Below are 19,161 nucleotides of genomic sequence, written 5' to 3'. Positions count from 1 at the left end.
GTGCTCTGGTGCGAGAGCAGCGCTCGGGGACGAGAGCAGCGCTCGGGTGCGAGAGCAGCGCTCGGGTACGAGAGCGGTGCTCCTGGGCGAGAGCGGCGCTCACCCGTGCGTGCCCTCCCCGTGCAGCTCCGCCGCCAGGGCGGCGATCGACTCCGGGCCGACGCGGCAGCAGCCGCCCAGCGCGGCTGCGCCCGCCTGGCGCCAACGCACCGCGGCTGCCGAGTCGAACGAGCCCGGGCCGCGCCAGGCGCGGGCCCCGGGGTCCCAGCCCTCCCCGCTGTTCGGGTACGCCAGCACCGGCTTGCCCGTGACGCGCGCCGCCGTCCGCACCGCGTACGCGACATCCTCGGGCGCGCAGCAGTTGACGCCCACCGCCGCCACCCGCTCGTCGTCCGCCGCGAGCGCGAACGCGTCCGCCAGCGGCTCCCCCGCCCGGGTCGCCCCGCCCGCGACCGTGTACGTCAGCCACACCGGCACGCCGAGACCCGCCGCCGCCCGCAGCAGCGCCGTCGCCTCCGTCAGCCCCGGGACCGTCTCCAGCGCCAGCACGTCCGGCTCCGCCGCGGCCAGCACCTCCAGCCGCGGCCGGTGGAAGCGCACCAGCTCCGCGACGCCCACGCCGTCGCCGTACCGGCCGTGGTACTCCGAACCGTCCGCCAGCATCGCCCCGTACGGCCCCGCCGACGCCGCCACCCACACCGGCCGCGGCGCCCCGTCCGCCACCCGCCGGGCCAGCGCCACGCTGCGCGCCAGCAGCCGCGCCGCCTCCTCGCGCCCGACGCCCCGGCGCGCGAAGCCCTCGAACGTCGCCTGGTAGCTCGCCGTCAGCAGCACGTCCGCCCCGGCCCGTACGTACGCGGCGTGCGCGGCCTCGATCTGCGCCGGGTCGTCCGCGAGCACCCGGGCCGACCACAGCGCGTCACGGAGGTCGCAGCCCTGCGCTTCGAGCTGGTTCGACAGCCCGCCGTCGAGTACCAGCGGCGGGCCGCCGCCCGCGGCCCGCGCGATGGCCTCGGCGAACGGCACGCCGGGTCTCAACGCCCCTCCCCCGCCCCGGACCCAGCCTCCGCATCCGCCTCCGCATCCGCCTCCGTCCCGGACCCGTTCCTCCCCTGCGGTGCCGGGAACCGCTCCTCGTTGCGTTCGATCTTCGCCGCCAGCGCCGCCAGCGGGTCCACCCCCACCACGGAGCAGAACTGGAGCAGGTACGCCAGCACGTCCGCGACCTCGTCCGTCACCCGGTGCGCCGCGTCCGGGTCCGCCATGATCCGCGCGGACTCCTCAGGCGTCAGCCACTGGAAGACCTCCACCAGCTCCGCGGCCTCCACGCTCAGCGCGGCGGCCAGGTTCTTGGGGGTGTGGTACTGCTCCCAGTCCCGGGCCGCGGCGAACGCCACCAGCCGCTTCTGCAGAGCCTGCACGTCGTCCGTCATGCGCCCTGTCTACCACCCGGTCGGTGCCCTTCGCCGCCACCCGGGGGGAGCTACAGCGTGAGGCCGCGCTCCAGCACGTCCAGTGCCCGGTCGAACATCTCCAGAAGGTCGTCCTCCTCGCCGTGTTCGCCCCACAGGACCTGATCGAGCGCGCCCGTCATGCTGCCCACCACGACGCGGAGTTCGAGGTCGTCCGCCGGCCGGCCGGTTCGTTCGGCGAGCACGTCGCACGTGGCCTCGACCATGCGGTCCTGCGACTCACGCAGTTGCGCCCGCACCGTGGGCACCGTGCGCACCAGCTCGCGGCGCCATCGGTACTCGGCGTTGTAGTCCTCGTAGAGCGAGCGCGCGAACTCCCTCAGCGTCGCGCGCAGCGCGACCAGCGGCGGCTCGTGCGCCGGGCGGGCCCGCAGCGACTCGACGCCGGAGTGGTGGTCGTAGGTCAGAACGATGTGTTCCTTGCTGCGAAAGTGCCGGAAGATGGTGGCCGGCGCGACCTCGGCCGCCGCCGCGATCTGCTCGATGGTCGTCTGGTCGAAACCCTGCCTGTCGATCAGCCGACGTGCCGCGTCCCGGATCGACTGGCGGGTGCGCTGCTTCTTGCGCTGGCGCAGCCCGAGGCCCGCTCCGGAGGCTGCGGCACCTCCCGCGGGTCCGGCGGCCCCTCCGGTTTCGGCCGCTTCTGCGGCTCCCGCGGGCCCGGGGTACAAGGACACCGTCGGTGCCGGTTCACTGGGCGTGGCTGAGGGTGATGGCATGGGGCTCATTGTCGGGCACGTTCAGCCGAGGCGGGCAGCGACCCGGCCGGAGCCGGATCTTCCGCCTTCTTGCCCCCGCGCCCGTCGCGCAGGACGAAGCCGGCCAGGACGGCCGCCGCGAGTGCCGCGGCGCCGCAGACCAGCAGCACCACCTCCAGGCCGTGGATGAACGCGGACTCGGCAGACTGCGCCAGTTGCGGCAACTGCAGTTCCGCCGCGACACCCTGCGCGGCCACCACGGACTCCTCCGCGGTCCCGGCCGCGTCGGGCGGCAGGCCCCCGGTGTCGAGCCGGTCGGTGAAGACCCCGTTGAGCAGGCTTCCCAGCAGGGCGATGCCGATGGCGCCCCCGACCTGCCTCAGGGTGGTCATCAGCCCGGTGCCCGTGCCCTCCCGGCCTTGTGGGAGCGCGGCGAGGGCGTCGTCCATCGCGGGCATCATGGCGAAGCCCATGCCCAGTCCGGTGAGGGTCATCCACACCGCCGTGAACCCGTACCCGGTGTCGGCGTCCGTGGTGCTGCCGAGCACCATCGCGATGCCGAGGGCGGCCATACCCGCGACCACCACCGGACGGGAGCCGAAGCGGGCCACGAGGGGCGGCACCGCGCGGGCTACGACGAGCAGGCCGGCCATCAGCGGCATCAACCGCAGTCCGGTGCCGAAGGCGTCGTGACCCTGTACGGCCTGGAGGTACTGGGGCAGCACGAACATCAGGCCCATCATCACGAACATGGCCAGGGTGGCGATGACCGTGTTCCACCGGAAGACGGGGTTCCCGAGCAGTTCCAGGTCGAGCATGGGGCGGGCTTCGCGCCGTTCGCGCAGCACGAGCCCGGCGAGCATCAGCGCGCCGGCGGCCATCGAGGCGACGATGACGGGGGCGCCCCACCCTTTCGCCGGTGCCTCGATCACCCCGTAGACCAGCGCGCCCAGGCCGGCTATCCCCAGCGCCGCACTCACCGGGTTGATGGCGGGAGAGGCCGGATCGCGGGTCTCGGGGATCCACAGCACGCAGGCGAGGATGCCGATCGCGACCAGCGGGATGTTGAGGACGAAGACCGAGCCCCACCAGAAGTTGTCCAGCAGCCAGCCGCCGAGCAGCGGGCCGAAAGGCATGCCCGCGGACATCCCCACGGTGACGGCCGCGATCGCCTTGGTCTGCTCGGCGCCCTTGAAGAGCGCCGGGATGACGGACAGCGCGAGCGGCATGATCAGCGCGCCGCCGAACCCCATGATCGTCCGGGCCGCGATGACCGGCCCCGGAGTGGAGACGACCGCCCCGAGTACCGAGCCGGCCAGGAAGATGGCGAGCCCGGTGAGCAGCATCCTGCGCCGCCCGAAGCGGTCGCCGAGCAGTCCGGCGGGAAGCATGGCGGCGGCGAAGACGACGGAGTACGAGTCGACGATCCACTGCAGGTCGCCCGTATCAGCGCCGATGTCGGCCGCCATGGTGGGCAGGGCGACGTTCAGGATCGTCAGGTCGAATCCGAGGACGATCACGCTGATGGTCAGGCCCACCAGCGCTAGCCAACGCCTATCGAGAGTCATGCACACATGTTATGCATTCTCTAATGAGAGTCAATCTCGCAAAATCGGGGAGGGTCACGCGTCAGTGCACCCAGCGCCGGAAGCCCGACTCCGCGTCGACCGTGTTGCCCGTGATCGTCGCCGCGTCGTCGCTCAGGAGCAGCCGCACCACGGCCGCCGCCTCGTCCGGCGTGTTCCACCGCCCGCGCGGCAGCGCCCGCCCCACCTGGGCGGCCAGTTCCGCACCCGCCCAACCCGTGTCCGTGGGTCCGGGGTTGACGCAGTTCACGGTGATGCCGCGGTCGACGAGGCTGTCCGAGAGCGTCAGCGTCAACTGCTGGAGCGCCCCCTTCGTGGCGGCGTACGGGATCTCCTGGCTCATCGGCGCCAGATGCTGGCCGGAGGTGAACAGCACGACCCGGCCGCCGCCCCGCTCCTTCCCCGCCGCCTCGTCGTACTGCGCCGCGTACGCCTGCACCAGCAGCAGCGTGGCCCGGACGTTCACCGCCCAGCACAGGTCGAGTTCGGCGGCGGTCAGCTTCTCCAGGCCGTACGTGGAGCTGCGGGCGTGGTTGACGACCAGCGTGTCCACCATCCCGTACCGCTCCCCCGCGGCGGCCAGCAGCGCGGCGGGGGCGGCCGGTTCCGCGAGGTCGGCGTGCGCGTAGGCGAGCCGGTCGCCCTCGCCGCCGAGGGCGGCGACGACGGCCTCGGTGCCGCCGCGGTCGGCGCCCCAGGGCATCTCGTCGTCGTGCGGCGTCCAGCCGTGCGCGAACACGCGCGCGCCCTCGGCCAGCAGCCCGCGGGCGAGGGCGAACCCGATTCCCTGCGCTCGGCTCACGCCGGTGACCAGTGCGGTCCGGCCGTCGAGGGGCATGTGCACTCCGTTTCGCCGTCGTTCGTACGCCGGCTCACCAGGGCCGGCGGCCCCCTATGATCACGCACACGCCCGCGGGGTCCGCAACGCGATTTCACCCGGCCCGGCGACCGATGACCGACGACCGGCTGCCGACGACCGGCAACTTGCCACCGGCCACCGGCAGCCGCGGAGTTCCGCAAGCGTCATCCCGCCGCCTGCGCCGGTCCCTGCCGCCCCGGCGCGGGCCGTTGCGGCAGCGCCACCACCGTCGCGCCCTCCGACTCCGTCAGAAACGGCTCGCTGACGGAGCCCACCACCCGGATGTGCCCGCGCTGGCCCATCCGCCCGCACAGCGCCACCAGCTCCTTCGCCTGCCGCTCGTCCAGGCACCGGTCGAGCCCGTCCGCGAGCACCGTCAGCGCCTGCCGCGCCGGCAGCACCTCCGAGGCCGGGTCCACCGCCAGCACGCCGGGACCGGTGAGCAGCACCAGCGCCAGCGCGAGGTAGCGCAACTCCCCGTCGCCCAGGGTCTCGACCGGGGTGCTGCGCTGGCCCGGTTCGCGCAGCAGCACGGCCCGTACGAGCCCGTTGCCGTACTCCTCCGTCGTCAGGTCGTGCACCGGGCCCGCGCAGCCGCCCCGCAGGGCGTCCACGAGGGCCGCGTGCCGGGTGCCGCACTCGTCGCGTACGCGGCGCAGCACCGCCGGGAGGTTGCGGCAGTCGGGGGCGAGCTGTTCGCCGCCGGCGGGGACGGCCGTGGCGGCGCGCATCAGGGCGGGGCGCGGGTCGCAGGAGTAGACGGAGCGGAGGGCGAGGACGGCTTGTTCCGCGGCGGCCAGGACGAGCCGTTCGCCTTCCGTACGGCCGCCGACGCGCAGCGGCAGGAGGGCGGTGCCGAGCCGGTCGTCGGGCAGCGGGGCGCGGGTGACGGGGGCGGTTCCTGCGGTGTGCCAGTACGCCTGGACGCGGTCGCGCCGGGGGTCGCGCAGCGCGGTGGCGAGGAGGGTGTGGCCGGCGCCGGTGAGGCGTTCGCCGACGATGCGCAGTTCGGGTTCCGCCTGGACGGCGAGGTCGAGCCGGACGTCGCCGAGGGGGCCGCGGACCGTACAGCCGAGGCGGACGCCGCGGCGGCCCGCGGCATCAGGCTTGGCACGGTGCGGTACGCAGGCCGCGGCGCCTCCGGACACCGCCGCGAACGCTTCTTCCAGGGTGGCCCCGGCACCGAGCCTGGCCAGTACGCCGCACGCCTCCAGCGCCGCGGTCTTGCCGCTGCCGCTGCCGCCGGTGAGCAGGGTGAGAGGGCCGAGGCCGAGCCGGGTGCCGCGGTGCGACTTGTAGGCGGACAGGCGCAGTTCGCCGAGGGCGGCGCGGTCGGTGTGGGGATGGCGCCCGGCGTAGGTCGTGCGCAGAGCGTCGTGCGGGATGTCGCGCTGGGTGCCGCGCGGTGGGTCGCGCAGGAGGTCGCACGAGGATCGGAAAGGGTACCCGGTAGGGGAGGTCATGGGCTGGGACGCTATTGAGCACACCGCAAGCCGAACCGTTCCGGCAATACCGCCTTCCCCCGAACGGGCGAGCCACCGGCGGATCTGCGGAGGCTCACCCCTGGAGCAGGGTAAGGCGGCGTGCCGCCGGTCACCCGCACGGCGCCGTTCCGGAGCGGCGGGGGCGGTGCCCGGGGCGCAGTCCGCAGCGCGCGGAGCCTGGGGTCACGCGCCGTTGAAGTCGTGGCCCTCGGGCGTTGCACAGGATCCTGCGTGCGGCCTGCCCCGTGACGAGGTGAGCCAGCACGCCGCCGAGGACCTCGCACCGACCTGCGGTGTGCGGTCAGCGGCTTGCGAGCGGTTCGACTTCCGTGCCGACGGGGGCGAGCAGGAAGACGTTGCGGTCGACGCGGTGCATGCTGCTCTGGATGCCGAAGGTGACGCCGCTGGCGAAGTCGAGGATCCGCTTGGCCACGTCGATCTCGGCGCCGGTGAGGTCCAGCAGGACGGGGACTTGCGCTATCAGGTACTCGGCCACGCGCCGGGCGTCGGCGAAGACCTGGCAGCGGATGACGACGAACTGCCGCTGGTCGGCGTCGACTTCGGGGTCGTCGAGGGCTTGGTGCCCGGTCCAGGAGGGCCATTCGTTGCCGCGCAGGGGCACGACTTCGGCGAGCCCCTGCCACTGCTCGTCGGTGACGTCATGTCCGGTCAACGTGCCCTCCTCGCAGTTCCGCGTGCTCCCGGTCCGGCCATCGCGCGATTCTATCGATGGGCCGAACAGGTGACCGCGCAGGGACACACGGGAATCCGGGTTTTCACGCCCCGGATCGGCTCAAGTTTCCCTCGGCCCGGGCGTCTTCGCCGGTCAGCCGTCGAGGAGGTGCCGTCCGCGGGCGGTGAGGCGGTGGACGACGTGGGGGCCGGCCCGCTCGCTCTCGGCGAGGCCCGCGCGGCGCAGGACGGTGAGGTGCCCGCTGACGGAGGAGGCGGGCATGGCCAGCCGGGCGGCGATGCCGCCGGTGGTGGCGGGGGTGGCGGCGGGGGCGAGTGCGGCCAGGACGCGGGCGCGGCTGGCGCCGAGGAGCGCGGCGAGTGCGGCGTCGCGGTGGGGGGCGGGGCGGGCGGGGTCGGGCGGGGCGGGGTGGCGGCGTACGGGGTGGACGACGACGGGCGGGAGTCCGGGGTCGGCGATCGCGACGGGGGTGGTGTGGCAGAAGTAGGAGGGGATGAGGCGGACGCCGCGGCCGTGCAGGTGGAGGGTGGAGTCGACCGGGTAGGGGGCGCTGAGCACGGGGTCGGCCCAGGTGAAGGGTTCGAGGGTGGCGAGGACGGCGGGCATGCCGGCTTCGAGCGCTTCGAGCTGGCGGGCGCGGTCGGCGGCGACGGTGGCCTCGATCTCGCTCCAGTCGGGTGCGATGAGGCGGTCGTGGAGGTGGTGCAGGGCGTCGGCGAGGTCGCCGAGCACGGTGCGGTCGCCGGCGGCCAGGCGGGCGGTCCAGGCGGGCAGCGGGCGGTGGCGGGCGGCGAGGCGGATCTCGCGGGCGAGGCGGGTGGCGGGGGTGGCGCGCAGGGTGCGCAGACCGGCGGTGATGCCGTCTTCGGACTCGACGGGGGTGAGGAAGTCGGGGAAGTAGGTGGCGTCGGCGGGTGCGATGCCGTTGACGAGGTGGCAGGTGCGGCGCAGGTCGGGGTGGCGCAGGCGGTGCCGGGCGCGGCGGTGCCAGGGGCGCAGCCGGGCGGGGAGGAGGGGCGCGGGGGTGTACGCGACGTGCAGCCCGAGGATCGCCTCCCAGATCGGGTCGGCGGTGCGGGCGAGCTGGACGTGGCGGAAGTCCCGGTCTTTGAAGTGGACATGAAGCATTCCGGCCATACCCGAGGGTAACCACGCGCGGCCTGCGCTGTCCCGGCCCCGGGCAGCCCTTCGGCGGTCTTTCCGGCGGCCCTTCCGGCGGCACAGGACATCGGGTTTTCGACGGTGACGGAAAACCCGGGCGGCGCGCCGGTGAGGCGGTGCCTACGATGCGTCGCCGCACGACCAGCACCTTCGCGGACCTCACCAGAACACCGGAAGGAGCCAGATGCGGCGCACACCAACAACCAGCCGGTGGCGCAGGGTTGCGCTGACCGGCGCGATCTGCGCGGCTGCCGTCGCACACCCGGCGTATGCCGGGGCAGCGGGCGGCGACGCGGCGGCCGGCGGCCCCGCGCCGCCCGCCACCTGGCGGGCCGACCTCGCGGAGATCGACGCGGACGACGTCAACGTCCGCTCCGTACAAGGCGATCTGCGGCTGCGCTCGCAGAGCGCCGCACCCGCCTCCCTTCAGTCAGCCCCCGGTCAGTCGGTCGCCGGTCAGTCCGTCCCCGGCGAGGGCACCCAGGTCCTCGCCCCCGAACGGCTCGACCGCCCCGTCAACCGGATACGTGCCGACCTCGACGCCCGGATCCCGGCGGGCGCCGAGGTCGTCGTCGACGTCCGCGGCCGGGCGCCGGACGGCGGCTGGACCGAGTGGCTGCCGGCGGGCGGCGGGGCGCAGGACGCGGCCCGGCTGCCGTTCGCGGTCACCGAGGTCCAGGCCCGGCTGACGCTGCGCGCGGGCACCGACTCCGGCACCGGCACCGGCTCCTCGCCGGCCGTCGAGGCGCTGCGGCTACGGGCCGACACCGACCCGGCGCCGGCCCCCCGCGCCGCCGCCGCACCGCTGACGTACCGGCTGTTCGCCACCCGCGAGGGCCTGGTGGGCGGCACGACCGCCAACGGCCACGTCATCGTGCCCAACGACCACTTCGTGGCCCTGCCGTCGCGGCGCGGGCTCTCCCCGAAGGACAGCGCCGAGTACTCGGTGCAGGTCTGCGGCCCGGCGCGCTGCGAGACGGCGCCGGTGTGGGACGTGGGCCCGTGGAACACCAAGGACGACTACTGGAGTCCGCCGTCCGTACGCGAATCCTGGCAGGACCTGCCGCAGGGCATGCCCGAGGCGCAGGCGGCGTACGAGAGCGGGTACAACGGCGGACTCGACGAGTTCGGCCGCCGCGTGGCCAACCCGGCGGGCATCGACCTGGCCGACGGCACGTTCTACAACGTCGGCCTGAACGACAACGGCTGGGTCGACGTGACGTTCCTGTGGACCGGCGACGAGACCGGCACCCGGTTCCCCACCTGGGGCACCGACGTGCGGGCACGCCAGGAGTCGAACACCTCCTCCGCGGTGCTGACCACCCTGCCCGGACCGACGCAGGTGCGGGTGGAGTGCCAGGAGCACGGCGAGCAGATCACGTACGACGGCTACACCAACGACGCCTGGGCCTACCTGCCCGACTACGGCGGCTTCATCTCCCACATCTTCATCGACGTCGACGACGCCTGGCTGCCCGGCGTCCCCGAGTGCTGAACGCGCCACCCCCCACCCCTCCACCCCCACCGAAGGAGGCGCCCCGATGCCTCACAGACCCACCCACGCCCGTTCCGTGCCGCGGGCCGCGGCCGTCCTCGTCGCGGCGCTGCTGACGCTGCTGGGACTGACCGCGGCGGCACCGGCGCAGGCGGACGTACGCCCCGAACTGGCCCCGAACTTCAAGGCGCCGTTCCCCTGCGGCCAGCAGTGGACGTACAGCCACCACAGCGCCGAGGTACGCCGCGCGCTGGACTTCATCCGCTCCGACGGCGGCACCACCGCCGGCACGCCGACGGTGGCGTCCGCGGCCGGCACCGCGACCCGGCACTACGAGGCGGGCGGCGCCGGCAACTACATCGTCATCGACCACGGCGGCGGCTGGAAGACGTACTACTTCCACCTGGCCTCGTTCTCGGTCGGCGACGGCGCCTCGGTCGCCCAGGGCCAGCAGATCGGCATCACGGGCAGCACCGGCAACTCCACCGGCGCGCACATCCACTACGAGCAGCTCTACAACGGCGCCGGCCAGGACATCGTCATCAACGGCTCGCCGATGCCGTATCCCAGCTCGTACGGGCAGTACCACCTGCGCAGCGACAACTGCGGCAACACCAACTTCACCACCTGGGGCTCCGGCGTGCGGGTCCGGTCGGACGCGTACCTCAGCTCCCCCGTGGTGACGACCCTGTCCGGTCCGACGAGCGTGTTCGTCGAGTGCCAGAAGCAGGGTGACGTGGTCAACGCCGAGGGCTACACGAACGACTGGTGGAGCCGCCTGCGCGACCAGCGCGGGTTCGTCTCCAACATCTACATCGACCATCCGGACGCGAAGCTCCCGGGAGTCCCGGTCTGCTGAGCACCTCCGGGTCCCGCAGGGGCCGGTGTCCCGCGCCGGCCCCTGCGGGACCCCTGCGCGGGGTCGCCCGGCGGGTCTCGCGCCGGGTAGTGCGCCGGGGCCGCGGCGCGCCACCAGGGCGGTTCGCCAGGCTCCCGGTCGGCTGCGGCGCCGTCGCCGCGCGTCTGCGGGCAAGCTGTGCGGGCAGCGGGTACGGGTGATCAGCCTGTAGCTGCGCCGGGGAGGGCGAAAGTCGGGTTGCGTGGGCGATTTGTTCGGGTTTGGATTGAGGGTTACCCGGAGTTTGTCCTCGTGGCGCCCGTACGGCCGGGCTACGGCCGTACGAGCGGCTCGGTCACCGCCCAGTGCCGGAAACCTCGACGCCAGACCCGCCCTCCTGGTCAGGGTCCTGCGCGTCTCCTTCAGCAGCCTCGCGGCGAGCGAGCCGAGGACGTCCTCGGCCCGCTGGTCCAGATGCCTCGGCGGGAACCGCACCCCCCGCTCGATCTTGGAGCACCGCGCACCGACCGCCACAACCCCCTCATTCGGGTGATAGCGCATCCGGGAGTTTCAAAGTAGTTTCCAAGTTATGTCAAGCGAAAGCACAGCGGTGAACTTCTCCGAGCTGGTGAACAAGAACAAGCAGACACTCGCCCGGCTCAAGGAATCGCCCCGGCTGCTGCTGCACCGCAGGGACGGGGAGGATCTGGTCCTCACCACCGCGGCACGGGCTGAGCAGGATCAGACGGTCGTGTCGGCTGCCACTCGGATGCTGGCTGCGATGGCACGCCGGGAACCGGGAAGTATGGAACTGCTCCTCGACATACTCCCCGATGCTTTCCCCTGGGTTCGCTTCCTACCCGAGTCCGATCTCCATGCCTTCGCCGTCGAGTTGGTCGACACCATGCGCGCCGCCGATACTCTCGGCAACAGCGCGTCCGTCGCGCAGATGCTCGTCGCCTGGCAGCACACCGCGGAGGTCTACTCCGACCCTGCGCTGCTTGCCGCGCTCACCAGGGACCACAGCGAGGACTACGGCCCGGCGCCCGACCCGCGGGACGTCGCATGACGGCGGGCCGCGGCGACCGCGCCGCGCCTCCTGCGCCGGAGGGCCACTGGGAGGTCCGCTTCGCGAACGCGGCCTCGGCCAAGGGCTGGGAATGCTTAGCCCAACAGGCCCGGGAGAACACCTACCGGGCCTGGAGCACCATGCGCACCACCCCAGGACCGGCCACCGGGACACCCCGGCACCACCGGCTCAAGGGTGGCCTGGCGCATGGCACCCACCGCGGGCAGACCTGCGAGCAGTGGCAGATCGAGGTCACCGGCGGCGGACGCATCTGGTATCTCCTGGACACCGTCCGGGAGACGTGCTGGATCACCTTCGCGGGCACGGGGCATCCGAGAGCCACGGACCGGAGTTGAGCCCGCGTCAAACGTCCGGCAGGGGTCCCCGGCGGCCGGATTCCGGTCGCCGGGGGACCCGTCAGGGCCGGCGGGTCAGCGGACGTTCAGGGCGTCCAGCAGCATCGGCAGTGAGGCGTGCAGCTCCCGTTCCCAGTACGCCCAGCGGTGGGTGCCCGGGCCGTAGAGGTTGGTGATCACCTCTTTTGCGCCGACCCGCTTCAGCTCATCGGCCAGCGCCTGGTTCTGGCGGTTGAAGTCCGCCTCCAGCGCGTCCGTGGCGTCGGGCGGGTCGAGAGGGCCTGCCGTGCCGTCGCCGCAGGAGAGGTAGACCGGCGTCGACTTGAGGTTCTTCGCCAGGTAGTACGGGTCGTGGGCCTCCCAGATGGCGCGCTGGTCGACCGGGTCGCCCCAGACGCGGCGCGGGTCGTCGCCCTGGCCGGCGAAGAAGCCCATGATGCGGTTGACGGACTCGTCGTTGAGCAGCGGGTGCGCGGCGCCCGAGTAGGCGGCGGCGGCCTGGAACATGCCGCGGTGGCGGGCGGCGTACATCAGGGCGCCCTGGCCGCCCATCGACAGGCCGGCGACCACGCGGTCCGGGCTCGCTCCCCAGTCGCTCTCCAGCAGCCGGCGCAGCTCGTCGGTGTGGAAGGTCTCCCACGCCGGGTCGCCGCCCTCGCCGAAGTTCCACCAGTCGCTGTACCAGCCGTTCCAGCCGGCCTCGGGCATGACGACGAGGACGTCGCGCAGGCTGTCGGTCTCCTCGACGTCGGTCATGGAGGTCCAGGAGGTGTAGTCGCCGCAGCAGCCGTGCAGCAGCCACAGGGTGGGCCAGTCCTGCGCGGGGTCGTCCGGGTCCCAGCCGTCGGGGGTCAGCAGGCGTACGGGGACGGTGCGGCCACCGAGGGCCGGGGACCGTACCGACAAGTCGACCAGGCGGTCGCCGACCTGGGTGACGCCGACGACCTCGGCGTCACCCCCCGCAGCGGACTTCGCGGCGGCTTCCGGGGCCGCCGCGGCGAGCGCCGGGGCGGCGGGGACGAGGGTGAGGAGCAGAGCGGTGAGGAGGAGGAGCAAGCGGTTTCTCACGGTCAGAACTGCTGTCATTGCGGCTCCCGTTGGAGGTGGGTCGCTGGACGTGGCTTCCGCAGTGGGGTCTGTCAGTGGCTGCCGGTAGGTTTCTCGCATGAGGCTGGTGGTGCAGGTCAGGTTGCTGCCGACGCCCGAGGAGGCGTCGGCACTGCAGCGGACGCTGTACGCCTGCAATGCCGCGGCGAACCGCGCTTCTGCAGTGGCGTATTCGACGGGCAAGCGGTCGCGTAACGACCTGCAGAAGAAGGTGTACGCCGAGCTGAAGGCAGACTTTGGTCTGTCTGCGCAGGCCGCCGTCAGGTCGGTGAAGAAGACCGTGGATGCTTACACCACTCTCAAGGCCAACGTGCGCGCGGGGCACCTCGGCCCGCAGGGTTCTCAGCGCAGAGTCAGGGCCGAGTCCAAGCCGATCGTGTTTCGCCCGGATGCGGCGCAGCCCTATGACGACCGGATCCTGTCCTGGCAGCACGACGTCGGCACTGTCAGTATCTGGACTGTCGACGGGCGGGTGAAGGGCCTGCGTTACATCGGGCATCCAGAGCAGGTGGCGCTGCTGACGAAATACCGCAAGGGTGAGAGTGATCTCGTGCACCGTGCCGGGAAGTGGCTTCTCGTCGCCACATGTGAGGTGCCCGAGCCTGGGATGTCGGAGCCGAGCGGGTGGATCGGTGTGGACCGCGGCGTTGCGAATCTGGCCACCACCAATGATGGCACCAACTACCAGGGGCGGCGTCTTGGGCGCTACCGGCGCTGGCAGGCCCGTAAGAGGGCGGAGCTGCAGGCCAGGCAGACCCGCAGCGCAACCCGGCGGGCCAAGCGGATGTCCCGCCGTGAGACCAGGCATGCCGCCCATGCAAACCACAAGATCAGCAAGGAGATCGTGGCCGTCGCGCAACGCACCGGACGCGGTATCGCCGTCGAAGACTTCGGCGGGATCCGTGAACGGGTACGGCCTCGCCGCGACCAGCGGGCCGCGCTCTCCTCGTGGCCGTTCCACCAACTCGGCGAGTTCCTGGCATACAAGTGCCGCCGGGCGGGGGTGGCGTTTCTCGAAGTTGACGCCTGCTACACCTCGCAGCGCTGCCCGCGCTGCGGGCATACCGAGCGCGGCAACCGGCCGGCTCGGGATCATTTTCGTTGTCGTCGGTGCGGGCTCGCTGGCCCGGCTGACCACGTCGCCGGGGTCAACGTGCCTGAGCGCGCACGCCTGGCGTGGGGCTTCGTCAACAGTCCCGCACTGCAAGAGACTTAGCACTTCCTCTCTTGTGGTGGATGCGACCCGTAGCCGTCCTGCCGTAGCGGGCAGCCGGGAGCGCAAATCGGCGTGAAGACCGACCGGGCCGCGAGGCCCGGCCTTTCAGGACCGGGAAGTTGACATGGACCTCTCGGAGGAGACGCGCACAGACGTACGAGGCGGCCCCGCCCGCACCCTTCAGGTGCCGGCGGGGCAGGTGGACCAGCCTCAGCAACGGTGATCGCGGACGGGCCCCTCGTCAAGACGTCGGCACCGATCAGCGTGCCGTCACCGACTCCGGTGGGTGCGTACGTAGTCGAAGCGCGCCTCGGCTCCCTCCTTGTTCATCGACACCAGCCCGATCCGCAGCCGTTCGTCCCCGGGCAGCGTCCACACGCCGTTCCACACCCACGTCCGGCCGTCGCGGCTGGTGGCCGCGCGCACCTCGTGCTCGCCGCTCTCGCCGTCGTGGCGGTACGCCAGCCGCAGCCACATGGTGTCCGCGGTGGGGCCGCCGAACATCGGCGCGTTGGCGACGGGCGTCGGCGGCGAGGTGGTGGGGCGCTCGCCTTCCTTCGCGAACTCGCTGACGTCGAGGACCGTGCCGCCGCCGCGGTTCAGCGGCACCACGGAGTGGGTCATTTTGAAGTACTTGTCGTCGTTGGCGTAGAGCAGCAGTCCGGCCTGCTGGTTGGGCTGGGCGGGGTCGAAGCCGAGCTTCGCGGTCACCGTGTAGTCGCCCTCGGGCGCGTCCCGCAGCAGTACGGAGGCGGTGTTGTTGTTCAGGTGCAGCTCGCCGTTCTGCGTGGGCCACACCAGGTCGCCGCCGTCCGTGGTCACGCCGGGCGCGGGGCCGCGCAGCCACTGCCACGGCGAGCCGGGCTCGGTGCCGGGCACGGCGGCCGAGGTGAACTCGTCGCTGTGGCCGGACAGCAGCCGGCCCGTGGCGGGCTCGGGCACGCGCTCGGTGACCGGCTCGTAGAGCCGGGCCGCGCCGACGTTGTCGGCCGACGCGCCGCCGCCGCGGGCCGCGGCGCCCACCGCGCCGGGCCGGGTCGCGTCGTCGGGCAGCGTGCGCTCCTGGGCGGCGACGGCGTCGCGCAGCCGGTCGCCGCTGACCTCCACGGTCATGCGTGCGCCGCGCACCTCGACGGCGACGTTGTGCCAGGAGTCCCAGTCGTACGAGGCGGGCAGCGGCGTCGCGGACTCGCCGAGGCTGCGGCCGTCCACGACGACGTCCGTGACCAGCGCGCCGCGGTCGCGGTCGAGCCAGGCGGTGGTGTGGTTGCGCGGGTCGCGGTAGGCGACGGTCAGGCCCGCCGCGCCGTCCGCGGACGTCACCCTCAGGTCGGCCTCGGCGCGCAGGTCGCGCGGTGCGTCATCGCCGGTGACGAGGAACGCCGGGTCGCCGCCGCCCGTCTCGTGGGTCGCGTACGGGCCGGAGTCGGCGTCGTCCGCGAGCGACCAGCCGCCGGTGCCGGTGCCTTCGGCGCGCCAGCCGTCGAGGGAGCCGCCTGCGAAGGTGCCGCCGGCGTCCCACTCGGTGACGGGGGCGCGCTGCGGCCCTTCGGAGGGCCCGGCGCCGCCGCGGACGACGGGCCAGCCGTCGATCCAGTCGAGCCGGTCGATGAGCATGGGGCGGCGGGTGAGCTGCCGGTCGGGCAGGGACGGGATGCGGTCGAGGTCGGGGTTGTCGGCGGGGATGCCGTGGTAGACGAGCCAGTCCTGCCCGGCGAGGTCGGTGGAAAGACCGTTGTGGCCGGGGCCGATCCAGCGGTTGCCGTTGGCGCCGAGGACGATGGCGCCCTTGCTCGTTGGCGCCGTCAGGTCGACGCCCTCGTCGTCGCGGAAGGGCCCGGTGGGGCTGGTGGAGCGGCCGGCCTTGACCTGGTAGCCGCTGTACGCGCCGTCGCAGCAGCCGGCGTCGGAGTAGAAGAGGTAGTAGTAGCCGTCGCGGCGGACGACGAACGCGCCTTCCATGCGCCGGCCCTGGGCGACCTGCGTCACCTCGCCGGTGATGCGGGTGCGCTCCGCGTTCATCTCCGCGACGCACAGGATGTCGTAGCTGCCCCAGTACAGATACGTCTTGCCGTCGCGGTCGGTGAACTGCGCCTGGTCGATGCCGCCGGTGGGGCAGCCGCTGGGCGTGGGCAGCACGGGACCGGTGTCCGTCCACGGGCCGGTGGGCGTGGGGGCGGTGGCGGCGCCGACGGTGTTACGGCCGGGGACGGAGTAGTAGAGGGTGTAGTGGCCGTCGTTGTAGCGGATGTCGGGGGCCCACAGCCGGGAGCCCTGGTGCCAGTCGGGCTGGGTTTCCGGGGTGAAGACCTCGCCGGCGTACTCCCAGGTCGCCAGGTCCGCGGAGCGCAGGATCGGCAGCATCCGCTCGCTCTGCTCGCCGCCGGACTGGAAGACGGGGTTCATGGTGCCGTAGGCGTACCAGTAGCCGTCCTTGCCGCGGATCGTCACGGGGTCGGGGAAGGTGTCGACGACGCCGTCGGTGACCGGGTTGGCGTACGTCCCGGGGGCGGCCTCCGCCGCCTTCTCCGCCGGCGCCGGGCCCGAGGCCGTCGCCGACGACAGCGGCAGCAGTCCCGCGAGGAGCGCGCACAGCAGCAGCGCGGTCCGTGTCCACGTCCGTCTCATGCGGTGGTTCCTTCCGGTTCGAATGAGCTGAGGGTCGGGTCGTGGTCGAGGGCGCCGACGTCGTACATCGGCGTCATCCAGTGGTAGAAGTTGTCGCCGCGCTCGCGCAGCAGCTCGTACAGCCGGCGCAGCAGCCGGCGGCGTACGGGCAGCAGTTCGGGGTGCCCGTAGCGGTTGGTCAGCTCGTGCGGGTCGGCGGCCAGGTCGTACAGCTCGTTGACCGACTCGGGGTTGACGACGAGCTTGTAGCGCTCGTCGCGGATCATGCGCTGCGGGTACGGGAAGTGGTGGCCGTGGAACTCGGCGAGCAGCTCGGCGGGCCACTCGGGGTGCTCGCCGCGGACCAGCGGCAACAGGCTGCGGCTGTCGACGGCGGGCGCGGTGTCGCAGCCGGCGAGGTCCAGGATGGTGGCGGTGCAGTCGGTCAGCGTCACGAACTCGTCCCTGACCTGCGGTGGGGCGCCGGGGACGCGGACGATGCCGGGGATGCGGTAGATGTCCTCGTACATCGCCGGGCCCTTGTCGTGGAGGCGGTGGGCGCCGGTGAACTCGCCGTGGTCGGCGGTGAAGAACACCGCGGTCTCGTCGGTCAGGCCGAGGTCGTCGAGGCGGTCGAGGATGCGGCCGATCTGGCGGTCGATGAGGGTGACGTAGCCCCAGTAGACGGCGATGAGCTTGCGGGTGACCTCGATGGGGATGGTGTCGAACGTCCAGTGGGCGCTGTAGTTGCGCTGGACGGCCGGCTTGCCCTCGAAGGTCTCGGCGATCGACGGAGGCAGCTCGACGAGGCCGGGGTCGTACCTGTCGTAGTACTCGTCGGGCAGCAGGTAGGGCAGGTGCGGGCCGAAGAAGTGGGCGGCGAGGAAGAAGGGGCGGCCGGTGGCCGCGTAGGTGTCCAACTGCTCGATGGCGCGGGTGGCGAGGTAGTGCTCGAAGGTGGCCTCGGCGGGCTGGTGGAGCCGGGCGGCGAGCAGGTTGCCGGGGTTGCCGTTGGGGGTGGTGCCGCGGACCGCGTCGGAGATCCGGTACGGCGGCAGCCCCCGCTCGTCGAGGTAGGCGAGGTAGTCGGGGTGGTCGACGGGGTTGTGCCAGCCGGGCAGGTCGGGTCCGTCGAAGCCGTAGGAGGCGGCGTTGCGGTGGGTGCCGCCGTGCCACTTGCCGACGAGGCCGAGCTGGTAGTCGCGGGCGGCGAGCGCGCCGGGGAAGGTGAAGGCGTCGCTGCGCAGGTCTTCCAGATAACCGACGTTGCGCTCGTAGTTGGCGAGCAGCCGGTGCCGGAACGGCGCCTGGCCGGTGAGGAGGCTGGCGCGCGCGGGGGTGCAGATGGCGGTGGGGGTGTAGCACCGGTCGAAGCGGGTGCCGGCGGCGGCGAGCCGGTCGAGGTGGGGGGTGGCCACGTGCGGGTTGCCGTAACAGCCCAGGGTGTCGACGCGGTGCTGGTCGGTCATCAGGAAGAGCAGGTTCACTTGGCGCCGGCCTTCGTGTAGAGGTCGCCGCGGTAGTACTCAGCCGGGTCGGGCGCCTCGTCGAGCTGGCCGGTGCCGACGAAGAACTCGGCGAGGTCGCCCAGCCAGCCGGCCACCGTGCCGTCCTCGGTCTTGGCGACGAGGTCCTTGGTGGCCAGCAGTTCCTGGTTGGCGGCGTCGGCCTTGACCTTCTCCTCGTCCAGCTTGAGCATCGCCGCGGTGTCGGCGACGGCCTCCCCGGGGTTCTCGAAGCGCCAGTCGTTGGCCTCCTGGAGGACCCCGATGACCTTGGTGGTCAGCTCGGGGTCGACGCCGGTGCCGGCGACGAAGGCGTTGGGGAAGTAGCTGTCCTCGAAGTCGCGGGTGCTGGCGACCTCTTCGAGGTCGGGGACCTTGGCCTTGATCTCGTCGATCATCGGGTACCACAGGCCGGCACCGTCTATCTGCCCGGAAGAGAACGCGGAGACGATGGTCGCGGGGTCCATCGGCACCTTCTCGACGTCGTCGATGGACATCCCCTCCTCCTGCAGGGCGAGGTTCAGCGCCATGTCCCCGGAGGTGCCCTCGGGGACGCCGACCTTCTTGCCCTTCAGCTCGGCGAGCGAGGTGATGCCGGGCTGGGCGATGACGCGGTCGGCGTAGCCGAGGGTGTTGACGGCGACGACGTCGGCCTTGCCGGAGGCGGGCAGCCACATGGCGCCGGGGCCGATGTAGCCGAAGTCGAGGTCGCCGGCGCCGAGGGCCTGGATCTGGATGGGGCCGTTGTTGAAGACGGAGACCTCGGCGTCGAGGCCGGCCTTCTTCCACAGGCCCTGCTTCTCGGCGATCGCCAGGAGGCTGGCGCCGTTGTAGTCGTTGATGTAGCCGAAGCGGACGGTGGAGCCGTCTGATCCGCCGCCGTTGTCGTCGGAGCATGCGGCGACCGGGAGTGAGATGAGCGCTACGGTGAGTGAGAGGGCGAGGGTACGACGGGTCGCACGCATGGCGGATCGGTCCTTTCGGGTGTGCTGAAGTCTGTGGAGACGTAGAGGT

At 72.5% G+C, this 19,161-nt stretch carries 17 protein-coding genes; 5 read left to right on the top strand and 12 right to left on the bottom strand.

Annotated features, from left to right (window positions below; genetic code table 11):
• Positions 1-99: 99 nt before the first annotated feature.
• The 8 genes from mmuM to B124_RS14725 all read right to left on the bottom strand — a co-directional run bounded on the left by mmuM (position 100) and on the right by B124_RS14725 (position 7,930).
• Positions 100-1,038, bottom strand: a complete 939-nt coding sequence (gene mmuM, locus B124_RS14760; protein ID WP_496503274.1) for a homocysteine S-methyltransferase — start codon at positions 1,036-1,038, stop codon at positions 100-102.
• The gene (locus B124_RS14755) at positions 1,035-1,433 is read right to left on the bottom strand and encodes a nucleotide pyrophosphohydrolase (protein WP_496503273.1); all 399 of its coding nucleotides are present in this window, start codon (positions 1,431-1,433) and stop codon (positions 1,035-1,037) included. The genes mmuM and B124_RS14755 overlap by 4 nt, the downstream gene beginning before the upstream one ends.
• 50 nt (positions 1,434-1,483) lie before the next feature.
• Positions 1,484-2,191 (bottom strand): TetR/AcrR family transcriptional regulator, encoded by a 708-nt coding sequence (locus B124_RS14750; RefSeq protein ID WP_496503272.1) that lies wholly within the window; start codon positions 2,189-2,191, stop codon positions 1,484-1,486.
• Between the two features lie 5 nt (positions 2,192-2,196).
• Positions 2,197-3,738, bottom strand: a complete 1,542-nt coding sequence (locus tag B124_RS14745) for an MFS transporter (RefSeq protein WP_496503271.1) — start codon at positions 3,736-3,738, stop codon at positions 2,197-2,199.
• A gap of 61 nt (positions 3,739-3,799) precedes the next feature.
• The gene (locus B124_RS14740) at positions 3,800-4,594 is read right to left on the bottom strand and encodes an SDR family oxidoreductase (protein ID WP_496503270.1); all 795 of its coding nucleotides are present in this window, start codon (positions 4,592-4,594) and stop codon (positions 3,800-3,802) included.
• 185 nt (positions 4,595-4,779) lie between these two features.
• Positions 4,780-6,078, bottom strand: coding sequence for an AAA family ATPase (locus B124_RS14735; RefSeq protein ID WP_496503269.1), 1,299 nt, complete (start codon positions 6,076-6,078; stop codon positions 4,780-4,782).
• Between the two features lie 322 nt (positions 6,079-6,400).
• Positions 6,401-6,772 (bottom strand): cell division protein SepF, encoded by a 372-nt coding sequence (locus B124_RS14730; RefSeq protein WP_496503268.1) that lies wholly within the window; start codon positions 6,770-6,772, stop codon positions 6,401-6,403.
• Between the two features lie 153 nt (positions 6,773-6,925).
• Positions 6,926-7,930 (bottom strand): ArsR/SmtB family transcription factor, encoded by a 1,005-nt coding sequence (locus B124_RS14725; RefSeq protein WP_496503267.1) that lies wholly within the window; start codon positions 7,928-7,930, stop codon positions 6,926-6,928.
• Positions 7,931-8,138: 208 nt separating this feature from the next.
• On the opposite strand from B124_RS14725, the gene B124_RS14720 reads away from it, so the two are divergent.
• The 4 genes from B124_RS14720 to B124_RS14705 all read left to right on the top strand — a co-directional run bounded on the left by B124_RS14720 (position 8,139) and on the right by B124_RS14705 (position 11,712).
• Positions 8,139-9,449, top strand: a complete 1,311-nt coding sequence (locus B124_RS14720; RefSeq protein WP_496503266.1) for a DUF8814 domain-containing protein — start codon at positions 8,139-8,141, stop codon at positions 9,447-9,449.
• Between the two features lie 46 nt (positions 9,450-9,495).
• Positions 9,496-10,308 (top strand): peptidoglycan DD-metalloendopeptidase family protein, encoded by an 813-nt coding sequence (locus tag B124_RS14715; RefSeq protein WP_496503265.1) that lies wholly within the window; start codon positions 9,496-9,498, stop codon positions 10,306-10,308.
• A gap of 568 nt (positions 10,309-10,876) precedes the next feature.
• Complete coding sequence (locus tag B124_RS14710; protein WP_496503264.1) at positions 10,877-11,356, top strand: hypothetical protein; 480 nt, start codon at positions 10,877-10,879, stop codon at positions 11,354-11,356.
• Complete coding sequence (locus B124_RS14705) at positions 11,353-11,712, top strand: hypothetical protein (protein ID WP_496503263.1); 360 nt, start codon at positions 11,353-11,355, stop codon at positions 11,710-11,712. Before B124_RS14710 ends, B124_RS14705 begins: the two co-directional genes overlap by 4 nt.
• A gap of 75 nt (positions 11,713-11,787) precedes the next feature.
• On the opposite strand, the gene B124_RS14700 is transcribed toward B124_RS14705, so the two are convergent.
• Entirely contained in the window at positions 11,788-12,798 is a 1,011-nt protein-coding gene (locus tag B124_RS14700; RefSeq protein WP_496503262.1) for an alpha/beta hydrolase, read from the bottom strand.
• Between the two features lie 79 nt (positions 12,799-12,877).
• On the opposite strand from B124_RS14700, the gene B124_RS14695 reads away from it, so the two are divergent.
• Entirely contained in the window at positions 12,878-14,035 is a 1,158-nt protein-coding gene (locus B124_RS14695; protein WP_496503261.1) for an RNA-guided endonuclease InsQ/TnpB family protein, read from the top strand.
• 270 nt (positions 14,036-14,305) lie between these two features.
• On the opposite strand, the gene B124_RS14690 is transcribed toward B124_RS14695, so the two are convergent.
• The 3 genes from B124_RS14690 to B124_RS14680 are packed head-to-tail and all read right to left on the bottom strand — an operon-like array spanning position 14,306 to position 19,112.
• Positions 14,306-16,663 (bottom strand): glycoside hydrolase family 43 protein, encoded by a 2,358-nt coding sequence (locus tag B124_RS14690; RefSeq protein WP_496503260.1) that lies wholly within the window; start codon positions 16,661-16,663, stop codon positions 14,306-14,308.
• Entirely contained in the window at positions 16,660-18,129 is a 1,470-nt protein-coding gene (locus tag B124_RS14685; RefSeq protein ID WP_496503259.1) for a sulfatase family protein, read from the bottom strand. The genes B124_RS14690 and B124_RS14685 overlap by 4 nt, the downstream gene beginning before the upstream one ends.
• Complete coding sequence (locus B124_RS14680; RefSeq protein WP_496503258.1) at positions 18,126-19,112, bottom strand: aliphatic sulfonate ABC transporter substrate-binding protein; 987 nt, start codon at positions 19,110-19,112, stop codon at positions 18,126-18,128. Before B124_RS14680 ends, B124_RS14685 begins: the two co-directional genes overlap by 4 nt.
• Positions 19,113-19,161 lie beyond the last annotated feature (49 nt).

It is taken from the genome of Streptomyces sp. CNP082, from assembly GCF_059570535.1.
Note: the sequence above shows the minus strand (reverse complement) of the source record. Positions and strands in the feature narration are given on the sequence as shown.